Consider the following 19,143-nt stretch of genomic DNA (forward strand, 5'->3'; position numbering starts at 1 on the left):
TGTCTCTTCTCATTGCAGTGTCGGATGCCGGAGCCGGCGGCAGTTTAGGCAGCCCCTCCGGGGCCGCGCGCTGTGATTTCCCTGACGAAACACAGCGTTGCGAGCGCAACAAGAGCGCCGCCAGGAGCGTGTGCGGGATCGCCATTGCCTGGTTCACTCCCACCAGGCTTCCATCTGGATGCCGAACACGGTGGCGCTGCGCCGTCCGTTGGCGCCGAAGGTGCCTGCGTTGGCGTCGGCCGCGGCCTTGTTCCAGCTGGCGCGCGTGGCGTAGATGCGGAATTCCGGCCGGGTCCAGAAGTCGGTGTTCGGCGAGAAGGCCACGGCGATCGTGCCCTTGTTCAGCGTCTGCCTGGGCTGGCCGTCGATGCTGCGGCGCGTCGTGCCCAACTCGGCCAGCAGCTTCGTGTACTTGGCGATGCCGTAGGACACGCGCCCGCCCAGCGTGAAGTCGCGCGTCTCGGGGCCGTCGTCGGGGCGCGTGGTCTGGTAGCCGATCAGCGTCTGGCCGCCGAAGCGCCCGATCTGGAAGTCCATCGAGTCCAGGATGCGCCGCTGCTTCGCGCCCGTCTGCGGCGTGATCACCGTGCGCTCCACCAGCGGCGCGAAGAAGAAGCTGTCCGACTGGCCGATGCCCGCCGGCAGCAGGAAGCCGGTGGTCGTCGTGCTGTTGTCCAGGTTGTAGAACTTGCCGCTGAGCGACGAATGCCCGTTGGAGGCCTGCGCGATGAAGATGTTGTTCAGCCCCGGCGTCAGGAAGTTCTTCTGCACGTGCATCAGGCCCAGCGCGCCGCCGTCCTTGCCCTTGGCGAAGTTGCCCGAGATCAGCCCGCCCGTGACGGTGAGCTTGCCGTCCGGGTTGGTCGGGATGTCGCGCCACTGCACGTTGATGCGCTTGGCGTTGTTGGGGTTGCCGCTCCTGTTGTCGACCGAGTCGGCCGTGTGCACCGCCACGTTCAGCCGACCGAGGCCGCCCAGCGGAATGTCGTCGATGCCGGCGCCGTAGTTGTCGCCGTCCTCCACCACCCACTTGTCGACGATGTGCACGTCCTGCACGCGGTGGTAGCGCTGGCCCGCCCACAGCGTGGCGCTGTTGCCGAAGATGCCGCTGAGCGAGAAGTACGCCTGCGCGGTGCCGCTCTTGCCGTTGTAGATCGTGGGCATGTAGAACACGCCCCACTTGATGCCGTCGCCCAGGTCGAAGCGCTTGCCGATGCCGAACTCCAGGTAGTTGTCGCCCTCGTTGCCCAGGCGGTACTTCTGCAGGTCGCCGCCCAGCGAGTAGCCGCCCTTGGGCTTGCCGTTGCCGGCGCTGTAGAAGCCGCCGCGGCCGTAGCCCCAGAACTCCAGGCCGGTGGCCTCATTGACCTTCTTGACGAAGTCTTTGGTGGGGTCGGACTTAACCGCCGCCTCGGGCGGTGCGTCCGTCGGTGTCTCCGCAGTCTGGGCATGCGCCAGGCCGTGCAGGCCGGCGAGCAGCACGACGGCCGCGGCGGTGATTCGGTTCAGCTTGGGTCTCACGGGAGTCTCCTTGGTCAGGGTTGTTGTGAAGGCGTGAAAGAAGCGGGAAAGAAAAAAGAAAAAAAGGCCGTCCGGCCGCTTTGGGCAAAAGCGGTCCCGCACCGGTCGGAACCGGCGTGTCGCGTTCAGACGCGTTCGAACGGAAAGGGGGAGAGAGGGAGCGAGGGAGGCGCTATCGCTTCATCGGGCGACAGGCAGGGCGGGCGCACAGCACAGGGCGTTCGCGAAAGAAGTGACGCACGGCGATGCGGCAATGAGGCCTGCGTTCAGGCATTTGCCGGTCGTGCATGCAGGTCGCTGCCATGTGCTGTGTCTCCTCTTGTTGTGCTGCGTTTGCCGTGTCGCTCTTTGTCGGAAGGCCGGCTTCCCGAGGGGGCCCGACGTGTGACGGCACGCAGTGTAGGAGCGGGGTTTCGCGCGGCGATCTTGTGATTTCCCGGACGAAACACAGCGTTGGCAGCGCAAAAAGCGCCGGGGTGAAGAGCCTGCTGTGGCGGAAGAAAAGCGCTTCAGCCGCTCGTGCTCGCGCGCACGATCAGCTCGACGGGCAGCGTGTTGAGCCGGGGCATCGAGGAGCCCTGCAGCACCAGCTCGACACCGAAGCGGCCGAGTTCCTGGCGGTCCACGCGCAGCGTGGTGATGGGCGGATCGGACTGCGCCGCGGCGAGTGTGTCGTCGAAGCCGACGATGGCGATATCGCCCGGCACCGAGAGGCCCGCCTGCCTGCAGGTGCGCAGCGCGGCAAGCGCCGCTGCGTCGTTGTACGCGAACACCGCGTCGGGCGGCCTGCGCAGCCGAAGCAGCTGCTGCATCGCGGCGGACGCGCCCAGGTCGTGCAGCTGCCCGGTCGGCGCCACCACTTCCAGTTCGGGGTCGGCGAGGATGCCGGCCTCGAAGAGCGCGCGGCGGTAGCCCTGCGCGCGCTCGAGGATGCTCACATGCGCCAGCGAGCCCGCGATGTACGCGACGCGCTTGCGGCCGATGTCCAGCAGGTGGCGCGTGGCCATGTAGCCGCCCACCGCGTTGTCGGGGTTCACCGAGGGCAGGTCGCCCTGCGAGAAGTCGATGAGCGCGATCGGCAGCTCCAGCCCCGCGACCATCTGCAGCACCTCGCTCTCGAAGTAGCCGGCCGCGAGGATCATGTCGGGCTCGTGCATGCGCAGCTGCTCGCGTATCGGATCGGTGGGCCCGCAGGTCAGCAGCGTGGGCACGATGCCGAACCTGCGGCACGCCTCCTCGACGCCATGCAGCACGTCGGAGAAGAAGGGGTTGGTCGAGAAGTGGCTGTGCTGCCTGTGCACCATGAAGGCCAGCTGCCTGGCCTTGGCGCCACGCAGGCGCGCCGCGTTGTAGCCGATGTCGCGTGCCACCTGGCGGATCATGCGGCGCGTCTCGTCGGAGAGGCCGCGCTGGTTCTTCAATGCGCGCGATACGGTGCTGATGGAGACGCCGGAGGCCTCGGCCACATCGCGGATGGTTACGGGCATGGATCTCCTTGGGATGGGCTGTCGCGGTGAGAAAGGGCGCCATTTTGGGGTTGGCGGCGCGGCCTTGTCGAGGCACTGCTGCACGCGCGAAGCCTTTGCCTGGAAGGGGAAGCGCGCTGATTTGTTTCCCTGCCAACGCCATGTTTCGTTCGGGAAATCACAAGACCGCCGCGGCCGCGGCCGTACCTACACTGCGGCCGTCCGGCGCTCCGACCGTGAGCGATGTACAGACAACCAGGGAGACAGACAACATGGAAAAGAAGCTCGCATGCGGCAGGACCCTGGCCGCGAGCGTGATCGGTGCGTCGCTGCTTTGGGGCTGCGGCGGCGGTGGTTCGGGTGGCTACTCGATGCCCCTGCCGACGGCGGCAGGCGGGACGGCCACGGCTCCTCCGGCCGCGAACGGTTCCGACCCCGGCACCGTCGCCTCGGGCACGAGCCCTGGCCCCGATGCGGGTGCGTCGACGCCGACCGTGCCGGTGCAGGAAAAACGCATCGACATCCCGCTCACGCAGTACGTCAACCTGTTCGTCGGGACGAAGATCTCCGACACCGGCAGCGGCCACTCCGGCAACGTCAACCCCGGCGCGCAGGCGCCCTTCGGCATGGTGAGCTTCGGGCCCGACACGCGCGGCAGCGGCTCGCCCTGGGGCTACGGCTCCGGCGGCTACTACGACGGCGACAACGCCATCCGCTACTTCAGCATGACCCATCTCAACGGCCCGGGCTGCAGGGGGCAGGGCGCGGTGGCCATCCTGCCGAACAACGCCGGCGGCGGCATTCCCTCGGGCGGCCTTGTCTACACGAAGGCCAACCAGTCGGCCAGCCCCGGCTACTACAGGGTGAAGTTCAACAACGGCATCACCAGCGAGCTGACGGCGACCACGCGCACCGGCATGGCAAGGTTCAGCTACGCGGACAAGGACAAGGCCTTTCTCGTCATCGACTCCGCGCGCAACAACCCCAACCAGAGCGGCGTGCCCTACAGCGGCCTGACCGACATCGCGCTGGGCGCCGATCTCAGGTCGGTGTCGGGCACGGCGGTCGCCAACGAATTCTGCGGCGGCACCTGGAAGCAGCCCGTCTACTACTACGCGAGCTTCGACAAGCCGCTGAAAGCCGGCTCGGCCATCTCGGGCAAGGCCGCGCAGCTGCAGTTCGACCTGAAGGACAACGACCTCTCGGTGCAGCTCAGGGTCGGCATCTCCTCGGTGAGCGTAGCCAACGCGAAGGCCAACCTCGAGGCCGAGAACCTCGACGCCTCCTTCGACACCGTCAAGGCCACGGCCGACAGCAACTGGAACAGCCGGCTCAACGTCGTGCAGCTCGACCTCGCCAGGGCCGGCGAGCTCGACAAGCTCGATGCCGGCAAGAAGGACGACGCGACCACCCAGCTCGCGAAGTTCTACACCGCGCTCTACCGCGTCTACAGCGGGCCGACCGTCTACAGCGACGTCAACGGCGACTACCGCAGCATGAAGCAGGCCGACCTCTCGCAGTCCAACAACGTGCTGCCGGCGAGGGCCACCGAGAACGTCGCGAACTACAAGTTCAAGCTTGACGGCAAGGACGCCGGCTACAAGACGCACTACAGCGGCTTCTCGATGTGGGACACCTACCGCAGCCAGGCCCAGTTGCTCGCCATGATCGCGCCCGACGAGGCCAGCGACATGATGCAGTCGCTGGTGGCCGACGCGCAGCAGTGCGGCGCCTTCCCGCACTGGGTGGACGGCAGCGAAGACACCACGCCGATGAACGGCGACCATGCGCCCACGGTCGTCGCGGGTTCCTACATGTTCGGCGCGCGCAAGTTCGACCTCGACACGGCGCGCAAGTACATGCTGCAGGCCGTCACCAACCCCAGGGGCCAGTGCAACGACAAGTTCTCCATCGGCAAGCCCGGCGACAGCCTGGCCGACTACATGAGCCTTGGCTGGATTCCCTCCGACAGGGGCTACGACAACCCCTCGTCGACAACGCTGGAGGCCATCACCACCGACCGCTCCGTCGGTGCCTTCCTCGATGCGCTGCCCGCCACCCGTGCCACCGACAAGAGCGTGATCGACACGGTGTTCAGGCGCGCGGGCAACTGGCAGAACATCTTCGACGACACGAGCAAGACGCTGAAGTCGAAGACCGCGGCGGGCGACTGGGCCGGCGGCGTGTTCCATGAATCGACCGAAGCCAACTACCTCTGGACCTTCGCCTACGACTGGACCCGTCTCGCGCAGAAGCTCGGGGGCCAGAAGGGCACGCTCGACCGGCTCGCCAGCCTGTTCTCGCTCGATACCGCCGATGCCTTCAACGGCACCGAGCCCAGCGGGCAGGACCTGAACGGCGGGGAGAGTTCCGACAACTACTACATCGGCAACGAACCCGCCTTCCAGACGCCGTGGGCCTACAACTGGATCGGCTCCGCCAAATACGCGCAGTACGTCATCCCGGTCATCCTTCGCAAGAACTTCAGCCTCGGCTCGGGCGGACTGCCTGGCAACGACGACATGGGCGCGACCTCGGGCTGGTTCGTGTGGGCTTCGATGGGGCTGTATCCGGTGATTCCTTCTGCCCCCGGACTGGCCGTGTCCACGCCGCAGTTCTCGGGCATGACCCTCTGGCTGGGCAACGGGAAGAAGCTGCGCATCGAGGCCGACCGGCAGGCGCTCATCGACAACGTGCGCTACATCGGCGAGATGAAGCTCAACGGCACGACCTACGCGGGCTCGTGGCTGCCGCTCGACAGGATCAAGGACGGCGGAACGCTCTCCTTCAAGCTGTCGACGACGCCCACCGACTGGGCTTCCGATCCGTCGCTGACGCCGCCCTCGGGACCAGCCGCGGACTACACCAAGGCAACCGCCGCGGGTGCGATGTGAGCGCCCCGGCATGGTTCGCGGGCAGGGCTGCCCGGGCTGCCGCATGGGTTGTCGCGGCAGCACTTTGGGGGTGCGGCGGCGGCTCCGGCGGGGGCTTCCCGGTGCCGTCGCCGCAGGGTGGAGCACCCGGCGATCAGCAGCAGGTCGCCGGAAGCAATGGAGGCGAGGGCAACGGCAGCACAGGCGCGGGCAACACCATCGTTACCACCGTCACCACGGGCGGCACGAGCGGGAGCGCCCCGGCCCGCGAGAAGCAGGACCTCGCGAACTATGTCAACACGCTGCGCGGCTCCCACTCCAACGCCTACATCTACGACGGCTATTCGCGCGGCAACACCTTCCCGGCCACCGCCGTGCCCTTCGGCTTCACGATGTGGTCGCCGGTCAACCGCATCGACCCCGATGACGAGAGCTCGGGCTGGAGCAACACCAAGCCCTATGACGGCTACATGGGCAACGATTTCTTCTACACCTTCTTCGAGGACGAGAACGACACCAAGCCGCTGGACCGCATCTTCGCCTTCGCGGCGGTCCACGAGGCCAGCCCGTGGATGGGCAACCGCCAGTCGCTTCAGTTCATGCCGGTCACGCAGACCGACAGCGCTGGCAACCCGGTGCTCGACAAGGCCTCGCGCGGCGAGAAGTTCAGCCACGGGAACGAAGTGGCGCATGCGCACTACTACAGCGTGACCTTCGACAACGGCACCCGCACCGAGATCACCCCCACCGACCACGCGGCGTACTTCCGCTTCACCGCCGCCGCGAACCAGCCTTCGCTGGCGGTGGTGTTCGACGTGTTCAAGGGCGTGCCGGGTTCGCTGAACGTCGACGCAGCCAACGGCACGGTCTCGGGCTACACCGACCAGGGATCGCCGCGCATGTACTTCCACGCGGTGGCCGACGCACCGGTGAAGGCCTCGGGCGCGGCCTCGTTCCCGACATGGCTGAGCTTCGACACCGCCTCCGCGGGCAGGCAGGCGGTGGGCCTGAAGGTCGGTACCTCCTTCATCAGCGTGGAGCAGGCCAAGGCCAACCTCGTGCAGGAGATCGGCGCCAGGTCCTTCGACGACGTGCTGGGCGCGGCCAAGGAGGCCTGGAACGACAGGCTCAACACCATCCAGGTCGAGGGCGCGACGGAGGACCAGAAGACCATCCTGTACTCCAACATGTACCGGGCCTTCCTGTACCCCAACTCGGCCTGGGAGAACGTGAACGGCGCGCCGTCGTACCTGAACCCCTACGTGAGCCCGATGACGGTGCGGCCCGGCAAGCTGTGGGTCAACAACGGCTTCTGGGACACCTACCGCACCACCTGGCCGCTGTACACGCTGCTCTTTCCGCAGCAGACCGGCGAGATGCTCGACGGCTTCGTCAACGGCTACAAGGACGGTGGCTGGACCACGCGCTGGGCCAGCCCGGGCTATGCCGACATGATGGTGGGCACCAATTCCGACATCATCCTTGCCGACGCCTACCTGAAGGGCGTGCGCAACTTCGACGTCAACGCCGCCTACGACTCGATGCTGAAGAACGCGTCCGTCTACAGCCCCAACAGCGACCGCGGCCGCAAGGGAATGGAGAAGACGCCGTTCTACGGCTACTCGACGGTCTACGACGAGTCGGTGTCGTGGTCGCTCGAGGGTTACCTTAACGACTTCGGCGTGAGCCAGATGGCGAAGGCGCTGGGCAAGACCGACGACGCAGCCTACTTCGCCAACAGCGCGACCGGCTACGCCAACATCTTCGACGGCGCCTCCACCGGCACCTGGGCCGGCGGCTGGTTCCGCCAGAAGAGCACGGGCGGCGCCTTCGGCGGCGGCGCGCCGAACCCGATGGCCTGGTACTACGGCTACACCGAGGGCAACGCCTGGACCTACGCCTTCGCCACGCCGCAGGACGGCCGGGGCCTGGCCAACCTCTACGGCGGCCGCGCCGCGCTCAAGACGAAGCTGGATGCCTTCTTCACGACCAGGCCGGGCCTCGGCTACGACGGCACCGATCCGAACGGCTCGCACACCGGCATCAAGCCCGAGATCAAGTCGGCCTACGACGTGGACGCGTTGGCAGGCGTCGGGCAGTACCAGCACTCCAACCAGCCGGTGCACCACACGATCTACATGTACAGCCACGCCGGAAGCCCGGCCTCCGGCCAGAAGTACCTGCGCGACGTGATGGACAAGCTCTACTTCTCGGGTTTGGACAAGAACGGCGTGCCGAACGGCGACGGCTACATGGGCGACGAGGACAACGGAGAGATGTCTGCCTGGTACGTGCTCAGCGCCATGGGCTTCTATCCGGCCTCCACGGGACGGCCCGAGTACACGATAGGCGCACCGTACTTCCCGAAGATGACCGTGCTGGTGCCCAACGCGAAGGGCGAGCCGCGCGCCATCACCATCAGCGCGCCCGGCGTGAGCAGTACCAATCGCTACGTGCAGGGCCTGAAGCTCAACGGCGCGAGCATCACGCGCACCTACCTGACGCACGCCGAACTGGTGGAGGGCGCGACGCTGGAGTTCCAGATGGGGCCGAACCCGTCGTCATGGGGCACTGGCGACGACGATGCGCCTTCGTCCGTCACCAAGGACGCTGCCAGGCCTTCGCCCTTGCAGTCGCTGCTGCCAACCTCTGCCTTCGCCACCACCGCGAGCAATACGACCGGGCTGAAGAACCTGAACGACCGGACCTCGCTCACGGAATGGAGCAGTGGTGCCGGCGCGGCGTGGATCCAGGGCAGCACGACCGGCACGGCGCGCAAGGTGGCGATCTACACGCTCACCTCCAGCAGCAAGACTGGGCAGGACCCGGCCGGCTGGACACTGAAGGGCTCGAACGACGGCATCGACTGGACCACGCTCGACACGCGCCAGGGTGAAGTGTTCGCCTGGCGCCGCCAGGTACGGCCCTTCGTCGTGAAGACGCCGGGCGCCTATTCGACCTACCGGCTGGAGATCGGGGGAGGAGTGGGCGGGGGCGGGGCGGTCAGCCTCTCGGAATTCGAGCTGCTGGCCGCGCCGCTGAACTGAACTGAAGACCCGAGCCAGCCGCTCAGGCCTCGGGTGCCACGCTGCCCGGCAGCGCGGCCGGCGGCGTTGCACCGCTGGCAGGTTCCTCGCCCGGGCCTTCTTCCTTCTGGTGCCGCGCGGCGATGAAGAGGTACATCGCCGGCACCACGAAGAGCGTGAACAGCGTGCCGATGGAAAGTCCGCTGAAGATCACGATGCCCATCGCCTTGCGGCCCGCGGCGCCGGCGCCCGAGGCGATCACCAGCGGCAGAACGCCGAAGACCATGGCGGCGGTCGTCATCAGGATGGGGCGCAGTCGGGTGCCGGCGGCTTCCACGATGGCGTCGAGCTTGCTCAGGCCCTGCTTCTGCAGGCGGTTGGCCACCTCGACGATCAGGATGCCGTGCTTGCTGATGAGGCCCATCAGCGTCACCAGGCCCACCTGCGTGTAGATGTTCATCGAGGCGAAGCCCCAGAAGATGAAGATCATCGCGCCGAAGAGCGCCAGCGGCACCGACACCAGGATCACCACCGGGTCGCGGAAGCTCTCGAACTGCGCCGCCAGCGCCAGGAACACGATGATCAGCGCGAACACGAAGGTGATGGCGAAGTTGCCCGACTCCTGCACGAACTGTCGCGACTGGCCCGAGTAGTCCACCGTGTAGCCGCTGGGTGCCATCTGCTGCACCAGGCCGCGCAGGTACTCCAGCGTCTCGCCCTGCGTGCCGCTGGGCACGCCCTGGATGGTCACGGAATTGAGCTGCTGGAAGTGGTTCACCGTCTCCGGCTGCACGCTGTACTTCAGGCTCGCCACCGTGCTGGCCGGCACCACGCCGTTGGGCGTCTTGATATAGAAGTTCAGCACGTCCGACGGGTTCAGCCGGTCGACCTGCTGCACCTGCGGGATCACCTTGTACGAGCGGCCCGAGATGGAGAAGTAGTTGACGTAGGCGCCGCCCAGCGCCGCGCCCATCGCGTTGCCCACGTCCTGCTGCGTGATGCCCAGCGTGGCGATCTTGTCGCGGTCGACCACCACGGAGGCCTGCGGCAGGTCGATCTTCAGGTCGGCGTCGATGTAGTAGAACTTTCCGTCGGCGCGCGCCTTGTCCATGATCTGCTGGGCGAGGGCATTCAGGTTCTCGAAGGGCTCGGTGGTCTTGATGACGAACTGCACCGGCAGGCCCGAGGCGCCCGGCAGCGCCGGGAACTGGAAGGCCACCACCTTCGCGCCGGCGATGCCGTTCCAGCGCTTCTGCAGGTCGGTCTGGATGTCGTGCGCGCTGCGCGTGCGCTCGTCCCAGGGCTTGAGCAGCACGCCCGCAATGCCCGCGTTGGTACTAGGCACGCCGGTCAGCTGGAAGAGCTGCGCGTATTCGGGCGTGTCGTGCGCGATCTTGAAGATCTGGTCCGCATAGGTCTGCATCTGGTTGATGGTGGCCGTGGGCGCGCCCACCACCTGCGACAGCACGATGCCCTGGTCTTCCTCGGGCGCGAGCTCCGACTTCGACATCTTGAACATCACGAACAGCAGCGCCACCAGGATCGCGCCCATGACGATCATCACCGGCCAGGTCTTGAGCACGCCGCGCAATATCAGCTGGTAGCGGTGGTGCACGCGCTCGAAGACGTGCTCGATCTTCATCGCGAACTTGCCGCTGTCCTGCTCGGGCTTGAAGAAGCGCGAGCACATCATCGGCGACAGCGTGAGCGCCACGATGCCCGACACCACCACCGAGCCGGCCAGCGTGAAGGCGAACTCGGTGAAGAGCGAGCCGGTCAGTCCACCCTGGAAGCCGATGGGCACGTACACCGCCACCAACACCACCGTCATGGCAAGGATGGGCCCGCCCAGTTCGCGCGCCGCGAGCAGCGAGGCCTGCATGGGCGACTTGCCCTCTCGCATGTGCCGGTCGACGTTCTCCACCACGATGATCGCGTCGTCCACCACCAGGCCGATGGCCAGCACCAGCGCCAGCAGCGTGAGCAGGTTGATCGAGTAGCCCAGCGCCAGCATGATGAAGAAGGTGCCGATCAGCGACAGCGGCATCGCGATCACCGGCACCACCACCGCGCGCAGGCTGCCCAGGAACAGGTAGATCACCACCGTCACGATGACCAGCGCCTCCACCAGCGTCTTGATCACTTCGCTGATGGAGGTGTTGATGAAGTCGGTCGAGTCGTAGACGATCTTGCCCGTCAGGCCCGTGGGCAGCTGGGACTGGATGTCCGGGAACACCGTGCGCACCTGCTTGGCCACGTCGAGGATGTTGGCCTCGGGCGCGACCTTGATGCCGATGAACACCGAGCGCACGCCGTTGAAGGCCACGTTGAAGTCGTAGTTCTCCGAGCCCAGGGTCACGTTGGCCACGTCCTGCAGGCGCACGATGGCGCCGTTGGAGCTCTTCACCGACAGTTGCTTGAACTCGTCCACGCTGTGCAGCGAGGTGCCGGCCGTGAGAGGCACGCTCACCATCTGGCCCTTGCTCTGGCCGACGGCCGCGAGGTAGTTGTTGGCGGCCAGCGCCGCGCTCACGTCGGTGGCGGTCACGCCGTAGGCGGCCATCTTCTGCGCGTCGAGCCAGGCCCGCAGCGCGAAGGTGCGCGCGCCGAGGATCTCGGCGGTCTGCACGCCCGGAATGGCATTGAGCTTGGGCTGCACCACGCGCACCAGGAAATCGGTGACGTTGTTGTTGGGCAGGGTGTCGCTGTAGAAGCCGATGTACATCGCGTCGGTGGTCTGGCCCGTGGCCACCGTCAGCACCGGCTGCTGCGCCTGCGGCGGCAGCTGGTTGCGCACCGAATTGACCTGCGTGTTGATCTCGGTCAGCGCGCGGTTGGAGTCGTAGTTCAGCCGCAGCGTGGCGGTGATGGTCGACACGCCCAGGCTGCTGGACGACGACAGGTAGTCGATGCCCTGCGCCTGCGACACGGCGGCCTCCAGCGGCTGCGTGATGAAGCCCGCGACCGTGGCCGCGTCCGCGCCGTAGTAGGCGGTGGTGATGGTGACCACGCCGTTCTCGGTCTTCGGGTACTGGTTGACCGGCAGCCCGGCCAGCGCGCGCAGCCCGAGCACCACGATCAGCATGCTCACCACCATCGCCAGCACCGGCCGGCGGATGAAGATGTCCGTGAAGTTCATGCGGGCGACCTCACTTTTCCTGCGGCGTCGGCGCCGGGTTGTTGGCGGGCTGGACGCTGTTGTCCACCACCACCGGCGTGCCGTTCTTCAGCTTGTTCTGGCCGCTGCTCACCACCACCTGGCCGGCCGTGAGGCCCTTGACGATGGCGATCTGGTCGCCGCGCGTCGGACCGGTCTCGATGAAAACCTGCTGCGCGACGAGTTGCTTCGCGCCCGGCGGATTGGCGGGCTGGGCGGGAGCACCCGCGGCGCCAGCGGATCCTGCCTTGGGCGGCTCGGCCTCCTTCACCACGTACACGGTCGAGCCGTACGGGTTGTAGGTCACGGCGGTGGACGGCAGCGTGAGCTGCTCCTGCACGCCGCCCACGTCGATCTTCACGTTGGCGAACATGCCGGGCAGCAGTTGCTGCTTCGGGTTGGAGACGGTGGCCTCCACCTGCACGTTGCGCGTGGCGGCGTCCACCTTCGGGCTGATCGCGTTGATCTTGCCGCTGAAGGCCTGGCCCGGAAAGGTGTCCACCGTCAGGTTCACCACCTGGCCCACCGCCAGCCCCGCGAGTTGCTGCTGGGGCAGGGCGAAGTCGACGTAGATCGGGTCCAGCGTCTGCAGCGTGACGAGCTTGTCGCCCGCGTTCACGTACTGGCCGGGGTTCAGCGTGGTGATGCCCAGGCGGCCCGAGAAGGGCGCGCGGATCGACTTCTTCGCCACCACCGCGGCCTGCTGCTCGACCTGCGCGCGCTTGGCCTTCAGGTCGTTGGTGTCGGCGTCGATCTGCGCCTGGCTCACCGCCTGCACCGCGAGCTGCGCCTGGTCGCGCTTGAGCACGGTGGCGGCCTGCGCTGCGGCGGCCTCGGCCGAGTGCAGCAGGGCGATGTCGGAATCGGCGTTGAGCTCGATCAGCAGGGTGCCGGCCTTCACGTCCTGGCCCGACTTGAAATGCACCGTGCGCACCAGCCCGGCCACTTCGGTGCTCAGGTCGGCGCCTCGCACCGGGTTCAGCGTGCCGACCGCGGTGAACTGCGACTGCCACTGCAGCTTCTGCACTTCGGCCGTCGACACCGTCTGCGGCGCCGGCTTGGGCACGGCCGCAATCAGCGCGCGGATCTGCATGAACTTGCCGAACGCGAGCACGGCGACCAGCAGCAGTACGCAGCCGATCATGATGATCATTCTTCGGGTCATAAATTGGCTTTTCTTGGAGTTTTTGGAGTGTTCGGGGCCGCTCAGTTCTGCGGCGCTGCTGCCTGGGAAGCCTGTTGAGCCGATTGCGCCGATTGCGCCGGCTGTCCGGGCGCGATGGCCGCATTGGCGAGCGCACCGCGGTTCCACCAGCCGCCCCCCAGCGCCTGGAAGAGGGCGGCCGTGTCGGCATAGCGCGCGGCCTGCGCCTGCACCAGCGCGGTGTGCGTCTGCAGCCAGGCCTGCTGCGCGGTCAGCAGCGTCACGTAGCTCACCGCGCCGGCGCGAAACTGCGCGGTCGACAGGTCGAGCGATTGCCTGGCGAGCGATTCGGCCGTGGCCTGGGTCTGCAGCGCGGCGGCGTCGAGTTCGAGCGCGCGCAGTGCATCGGCCACGTTCTGGAAGGCGCCGAGCACCGTGTTGCGGTACTGCGCCGCCGCCGACTCGTAGGCCGCGACGGCCGCGCGCTGCTGCGCGCGCAGGGCGCCGCCGTTGAAGATCGGCTGCGTGAGCCCGGCGCCGATGTTCCACAGCGTGGTCGGCCCGGTGAACAGGTCGCGCGCGCGCAGCGAGGTGTTGCCGTAGCTGGCGCTCAGCTGTATCTGCGGATAGAGGTTCGCCGCGGCCACGCCGACCGCCGCGCTGGCCTGGTGCAGCTGCGCCTCGCTGGCACGCACGTCGGGCCGCTGGCGCGCGAGCTCGGAGGGCAGCGACAGCGGCAGCTCCTGCGGCAGCGAGAGGCTGGAGAGATCGAATTCGGGCAGGCCCTGCTCTGACGGCAGGCGGCCCGCGAACACCGCGAGTTGGTGGCGCGTCTGCGCGAGCGACTTCTCCAGCGGCGGGATCGCCGCCTGCGTCTGCGCGACCTGCGTGCGCTGCTGCAGCACGATCGATTTCGGGATCGCGCCGGTGTCGAACTGCTTTTCGATCACGCCCAGTTGCTCGCGCTGTGCCTGCAGCACCTCGCGCGTGGCCTGCAGCTGGCCGCGCAGCGCGGCTTCGCGGATCGCGGTGGTGACCAGGTTCGACGTGAGCGTGAGGTAGGTCGCCTCGACCTGGTAGCGCTGCGCTTCCACGGCGGCCTGCGCGCCCTCGATCTGCCGGCGCGAGCCGCCGAACACGTCGAGGTTGTAGCTGACGTTGACCGATGCGTTGTACAGCGTGAGCAGCTGGCCGCCCGGCACCTGCGTGCTGACCTCGGAGGCCCGCTCGCGCTGCGCGCCCAGTTGCGCCGTGATCTGCGGCCACAGCAGGTTGCCCGACTTCGCGTCATAGGTGGCTTCGGCCTGCCGCAGCGCGGCCTGCGCAGACGCCAGCGTGGGGCTCTGTTCGAGCGAGGCGCGGATCAGCCGGTCGAGCTGCTCGGAGCGGAACACCTCCCACCACTGGGCCGGGATGTCACGGCCCGGCAGCAGTTCCTGGGCCTGTCCGGCCGGCACGTCGGACTTCGCGGTGCGCGCCGGCATCGGCGCGGGGGTGTAGTCGGCACCGCTGGCGGCGGCGGGAAGATCGGGCGTCTTGAAATCCGGCCCGACCGCGCAGCCGCCCACCAGCAGCAGGACGACGCCGAGCACGGCACCCTGAACGGGCCACCCCGGCCGCGAGCGCGCAGGCGCAGCGCGCAACGACGAACCGGGGTGATCCTCCAACGCATTGTTTTCTTGATATTGCATGGGGCAGCGGTTGTACACCCGGAACGCCCGGGCTGCCTGACTTTCCCGAAGTCTCGTAGCCGTCGCCCCGCGTTGCGAGGCCGTTGCGACGAAACAGGATCTGCACGGCGCGAAATGTACGGGCAAGGCGCCAAACGCACCACCCCGAGACGCGGCGCAAGCCTCACCGCTGCCCCTATGCCAGGAACACCGAGGAACCGGCTTTGCCGGGCCTCAGGTGTTGCCCCCGGTAGGGGGTGGCGAAGCGGCACGCAGTGCCGCGCAGCCTGGGGGCGAGCAACATCCAGACAAAAAAAAGCCCGCACGAAGGCGGGCTCGAAGGTGACCTGCTGGAGGAGGGAGGATCAGAGGATGCAGGCCACAGGGAGAGCCATGAATATCGCTTCCGAACCTGCACGCAACCTGACCTCGACGGAATCCTGTTCCACGCTAATTTCCGGCTCATTCTTCGCCGGAAGCGTCAATCGCGCTCGCGATCGGTCCTCGCTCAGTCTTCGTCTTCCCACTTGCCGACAACGGTGCCCAGCACGGTGAAGGACGTGCGTACCGGCTCGTGCTTCGGGTTCAGCGGCAGCAGCCAGCGGCGGCCGTCGTCCTGCTTGAACACCTTGAAGGTGACCTCGTCGCTGTCATCGAGCTTCGCGATGACGCGTTCGCCGTCGTCGGGCTTTCTCAGCGCGGTATCGACGAACACGATGGAGCCTGGCGGGTAGCTCTTCAGCAGGCCGCTGGTGGAGGTCATGCTGTCGCCGCGAACGCGCAGCGCATAGCTCTGGAGGCTGTGGTGGGCGATGCAGGGAATCCAGCGCTCGGCGTGCGGCTGCTGCGAGATCTCGTGGCTGTCCCAGTTGGCTGCGTCGGCCCAGGAGATGAGCGGCACCGTGCCCGGCGTGCGCGGGTTGAAGCTGGGAATGGACGGCGGCGTGTGCGTCACCCGATAGGGGCCGAGCGGCTCGCTGACCCGGTCGCGGGCCTGGCGGAGCTGGTCTTCGTCCCACGGGGCGGGGCCGTCGCCGGTGTCCAGCCAGTTCGGATCGGCACGGTAGGCGCGCGCCAGGGCCAGCACGCTCATGGAGCGGGTGACGTCGCCTCGTTCGATCTTGGAAATGCTGGATTGCTTGACGCCCGAGACCGCTTCGGCCTGCTTCTGCGTCATCTTGGCGAATTTGCGCGCGGCAAGGGCGCGTTTGGCAATGCTGTCCATCGAGTGGGGATTTAAGCCCAAACGAATATTCTTCTCAAACTCTAGAATAGTAAGAAAAGGGAGGAAAGAATGAAGCCACGGGAGTTGGTTCTGGCGCTGAGGGCCATGGGCCTCACGCAGAAGCAGATCGAAGAGAGAACGGGAATTCCCCAGCCGACGGTCTCCAAGATCGGCCTGGGCCGGGTGGCCGACGTGATGTCGCGCCACTACGTCGCGCTGGTGGCCGCCTACGAGCAGCGGGTGAAGGAGGAAGCGCTCAAGCCCGGGCCGGAGGCTTTCCGCCAGCCCGAGAAGAAAAAGCAGCCGTAGCGATGAGCGCGCGATGCGCCGTCAACTATGGCCGTCGGGCCTGTGGCTCGACCGCACGCTTTGCGTGCTGCTGGCGCTGCTGTCCCTCGCGGGGCTTGCCTTCGGGCTGATCGCGGCGCGCCCGGCCTTTGCGGGCGGCGGCTGCTTCGGGCTGGTCTGCGCGGCGTGGGCGGCGCAGGTGCTCTTCGACGGCGAGGCGCTCAGGCGCTCGCGTGCGGTTCGGGCGGCGCGAGAGCGAGGGTGGTACTGACCCGGACGCAGTCCTTGATGTGCTGTTCGCCGAGGGCGCGCAGCGCCGCGTAGCCGAGCGCGGCCGACACCACCTGCCCGGCGATGGGCACGTACTTGGTTGCCTGCTTGGCCGTGAGGCGCACGCCCGCGTGCCTGGCGAGGCGCAGCAGCAGGTCGCGCGTGACCAGCCTGCCGACCAGCAGCGCGCCCACCGTGGTCGCGGCCTTCTGGATGCGCTCGCGCTGGTGCGGCGCGAGCTTCTCGACCTGCGTGACCGAAAGGCCGAACTCGGCGCTGATCTGCGGCACCAGCCGCGAGAGCAACGCGGCGTCGGCCATCCAGTCCAGGCCGGGCAGGGGAACCGCGCTGGCCGCCGCCGCCATCAGCGCCTTGCGGCTGATGAGGCGGCGGCTGCGGTGGACGGCGGCGATGAGCTTCTCATCGCCCCGGGCCAGTTCGATGGCTGACGGCATCCGGCGGCTCCTTCCTTCTTCCTGCCTGCGTGGCCTTGCGGTTCAGGCCGCCAGGGCTTCCAGCTGGTCCGAAAGGGCCAGCCAGCGCTCCTCGAGGCGGCCGATTTCGTCGTTGAGCGCCTTCAGCCGCTTGCCGGCTTCGGCGATCTCGGCGGAGGGCAGCGGCTGGGCCAGCCGAGCTTCGAGTTCCGCGCGCTCGGTGGCGGCCTTGGCCAGGCGCTCGTCGATCTGGGCGATCTCGCGCTTGATCGGCTTGGCCTGGTCGCTGCGCTGCTGGCGATCCTGGGCATCCTGCTTGCGCTGCTGGGGCGCGGGCGTGGCTGCGGCGGCCGGTGCCGCGGCGGCTTCGGCCTCGCGCACCGCCACCTTGGCTTCCTCGCGCAGGCGCTTGGACTCGTCGAGCAGGTAGCGCTGGTAGTCGTCGAGGTCGCCTTCGAAGTCGCCGACCACGCCGCGGCCCACCAGCCAGAACTCGTCGCACACCGAGCGCAGAAGCGCGCGGTCGTGGCTCACCAGCATCAGCGTGCCCTCGAATTCGTTGAGCGCCACGGCCAGCGCCTCGCGGGTGGCGAGGTCCAGGTGGTTCGTCGGCTCGTCGAGCAGCAGCAGGTTGGGGCGCTGCCACACCATCATCGCGAGCACGAGGCGGGCTTTTTCGCCGCCGCTCATGGTGCCCACGGGCTGCTTGACCATGTCGCCGCTGAAATTGAAACTGCCCAGGTAGCCGCGCAGCGCCTGTTCGCCCGAGGGCTCCCTGGCGTTGCCGCCGAGCTCGCGCGCCAGGCGCACCATGTGCTCCAGCGGGTTGCTCCCGGGGTGCAGCACGTCGAGTTCCTGCTGCGCGAAGTAGCCGATGTTCAGTCCCTTGCCCTCGGTGACCTGGCCCGCCAGCGCCCCCATCTCGCGCGCGATGGTCTTCACCAGCGTCGACTTGCCCTGGCCGTTGGCGCCCAGGATGCCGATGCGCTGGCCCGCCAGCACCGAGCGGTTGACGCCGCGCAGGATGGTCTTGGGCTCGGCGTCTTCCACGACGTAGCCGAAGCTCGCGTTGCTGATCGACAGCATCGGGTTCGGGATGTTGCCCGGCTCCTTGAACTCGAAGCTGAAGTCGGCTTCGGCCAGGAGCGGCGCCACGCGTTCCATGCGCTCCAGCGCCTTGACCCGGCTCTGCGCCTGCTTGGCCTTGCTGGCCTTGGCTTTGAAGCGGTCGATGAACTTCTGCAGGTGGGCGATCTTTTCCTGCTGTTTGGCGAAGGCCTGCTGCTGCTGCTCCATCTGCAGCGCGCGCATGTCCTCGAACTTGCTGTAGTTGCCGCCGTAGCGCGTGAGCTGGGCGTTGGCGATGTGCAGGGTGACGTCGGTCACGGCGTCGAGGAACTCGCGGTCGTGGCTGATGACGATCATGGTGCCCGGGTACTTCTGCAGCCAGGCTTCGAGCCAGACCAGCGCGTCCAGGTCCAGGTGGTTGGTGGGTTCGTCCAGCAGCAGCAGGTCGCTCGGGCACATCAGCGCGCGAGCCAGCTGCAGGCGCATGCGCCAGCCGCCGGAGAAGCTGTTGACCGGCGCGTCGAGCTCATGCGTCTTGAAGCCCAGGCCCAGGATGAGCGCCTGCGCGCGCGGCACGGCGTCGTGCTCGCCGGCGTCGGCCAGGTCGGTGTAGGCGTGGGCAAGCTCCATGCCGATGTCGGCGTCGTCGGGGTTCTCGGCGTAGGCGGCCTCGATGGCGGCCAGCTGCTCGCGCAGCTCGGTCAGGCGGGTGTCGCCGCCAACCACGAAGTCGGTGGCCGACTCCTCGGTCTCGGGCATGTTCTGCGCCACCTGGGCCATGCGCCACTGCTTGGGAATGGAGAAATCGCCGCCGTCTTCGTGCAGCGTGCCGTTGAGCAGGGCGAAAAGGGTCGACTTGCCGGCGCCGTTGCGGCCCACCAGCCCGACCTTCTCGCCGGGGTTGAGGGTGACCGTGGCGCCGTCGAGCAGGACCTTGGCGCTGCGGCGAAGAATGACGTTCTTGAGAGTGATCATGAAAGAGGAACCGTAGGGGCGATTAT

The 19,143-nt window shown here is 67.5% G+C and carries 12 protein-coding genes; 4 read left to right on the forward strand and 8 right to left on the reverse strand.

All coding sequences use genetic code 11. The features are described 5' to 3' along the window. Positions 1–153: 153 nt before the first annotated feature. Both ABL843_RS14625 and ABL843_RS14630 read right to left on the reverse strand, forming a co-directional pair. Complete coding sequence (locus ABL843_RS14625; protein WP_418120314.1) at positions 154–1,521, reverse strand: carbohydrate porin; 1,368 nt, start codon at positions 1,519–1,521, stop codon at positions 154–156. Between the two features lie 509 nt (positions 1,522–2,030). Then, positions 2,031–3,008: a LacI family DNA-binding transcriptional regulator gene (locus tag ABL843_RS14630; RefSeq protein ID WP_184638165.1), complete on the reverse strand. Its 978-nt coding sequence runs from the start codon at positions 3,006–3,008 to the stop codon at positions 2,031–2,033. 251 nt (positions 3,009–3,259) lie between these two features. Between ABL843_RS14630 and ABL843_RS14635 the strand changes: the two genes are divergently transcribed. Together ABL843_RS14635 and ABL843_RS14640 are read left to right on the forward strand one after the other, a co-directional pair. Continuing rightward, complete coding sequence (locus ABL843_RS14635; protein ID WP_418120315.1) at positions 3,260–5,881, forward strand: GH92 family glycosyl hydrolase; 2,622 nt, start codon at positions 3,260–3,262, stop codon at positions 5,879–5,881. A gap of 101 nt (positions 5,882–5,982) precedes the next feature. Beyond that, a complete protein-coding gene (locus ABL843_RS14640; protein ID WP_418120316.1) occupies positions 5,983–8,907 on the forward strand; it encodes a GH92 family glycosyl hydrolase in 2,925 nt (974 codons plus the stop codon). A gap of 22 nt (positions 8,908–8,929) precedes the next feature. On the opposite strand, the gene ABL843_RS14645 is transcribed toward ABL843_RS14640, so the two are convergent. The 4 genes from ABL843_RS14645 to ABL843_RS14660 form a co-directional block, all read right to left on the reverse strand. Continuing rightward, complete coding sequence (locus ABL843_RS14645; RefSeq protein WP_184638162.1) at positions 8,930–12,025, reverse strand: efflux RND transporter permease subunit; 3,096 nt, start codon at positions 12,023–12,025, stop codon at positions 8,930–8,932. Between the two features lie 10 nt (positions 12,026–12,035). Then, on the reverse strand, positions 12,036–13,196 hold the full coding sequence (locus ABL843_RS14650) for an efflux RND transporter periplasmic adaptor subunit (protein ID WP_418120317.1): 1,161 nt from the start codon (positions 13,194–13,196) through the stop codon (positions 12,036–12,038). Positions 13,197–13,249: 53 nt separating this feature from the next. Further along, complete coding sequence (locus ABL843_RS14655; RefSeq protein WP_418120318.1) at positions 13,250–14,878, reverse strand: efflux transporter outer membrane subunit; 1,629 nt, start codon at positions 14,876–14,878, stop codon at positions 13,250–13,252. A 487-nt stretch (positions 14,879–15,365) separates the two neighbouring features. After that, positions 15,366–16,082 carry a helix-turn-helix domain-containing protein gene (locus ABL843_RS14660; RefSeq protein WP_126019449.1) on the reverse strand — a complete coding sequence of 239 codons (717 nt, stop codon included), beginning with the start codon at positions 16,080–16,082 and terminating at the stop codon, positions 15,366–15,368. A 69-nt stretch (positions 16,083–16,151) separates the two neighbouring features. On the opposite strand from ABL843_RS14660, the gene ABL843_RS14665 reads away from it, so the two are divergent. Together ABL843_RS14665 and ABL843_RS14670 are read left to right on the forward strand one after the other, a co-directional pair. After that, a complete protein-coding gene (locus ABL843_RS14665) occupies positions 16,152–16,391 on the forward strand; it encodes an XRE family transcriptional regulator (protein ID WP_126019452.1) in 240 nt (79 codons plus the stop codon). A 13-nt stretch (positions 16,392–16,404) separates the two neighbouring features. After that, positions 16,405–16,641, forward strand: a complete 237-nt coding sequence (locus ABL843_RS14670; protein ID WP_126019454.1) for a hypothetical protein — start codon at positions 16,405–16,407, stop codon at positions 16,639–16,641. Here ABL843_RS14670 and ABL843_RS14675 read toward each other — a convergent pair. Both ABL843_RS14675 and ABL843_RS14680 read right to left on the reverse strand, forming a co-directional pair. After that, positions 16,592–17,095 (reverse strand): hypothetical protein, encoded by a 504-nt coding sequence (locus ABL843_RS14675; RefSeq protein WP_126019457.1) that lies wholly within the window; start codon positions 17,093–17,095, stop codon positions 16,592–16,594. The two genes, ABL843_RS14670 and ABL843_RS14675, sit on opposite strands and share 50 nt — an antisense overlap. A gap of 42 nt (positions 17,096–17,137) precedes the next feature. Further along, a complete protein-coding gene (locus ABL843_RS14680) occupies positions 17,138–19,117 on the reverse strand; it encodes an ABC-F family ATP-binding cassette domain-containing protein (protein ID WP_418120319.1) in 1,980 nt (659 codons plus the stop codon). Between the last annotated feature and the right edge of the window lie 26 nt (positions 19,118–19,143).

The organism is Variovorax sp. 350MFTsu5.1, assembly GCF_048302515.1.
Lineage (GTDB): Bacteria > Pseudomonadota > Gammaproteobacteria > Burkholderiales > Burkholderiaceae_C > Variovorax > Variovorax guangxiensis.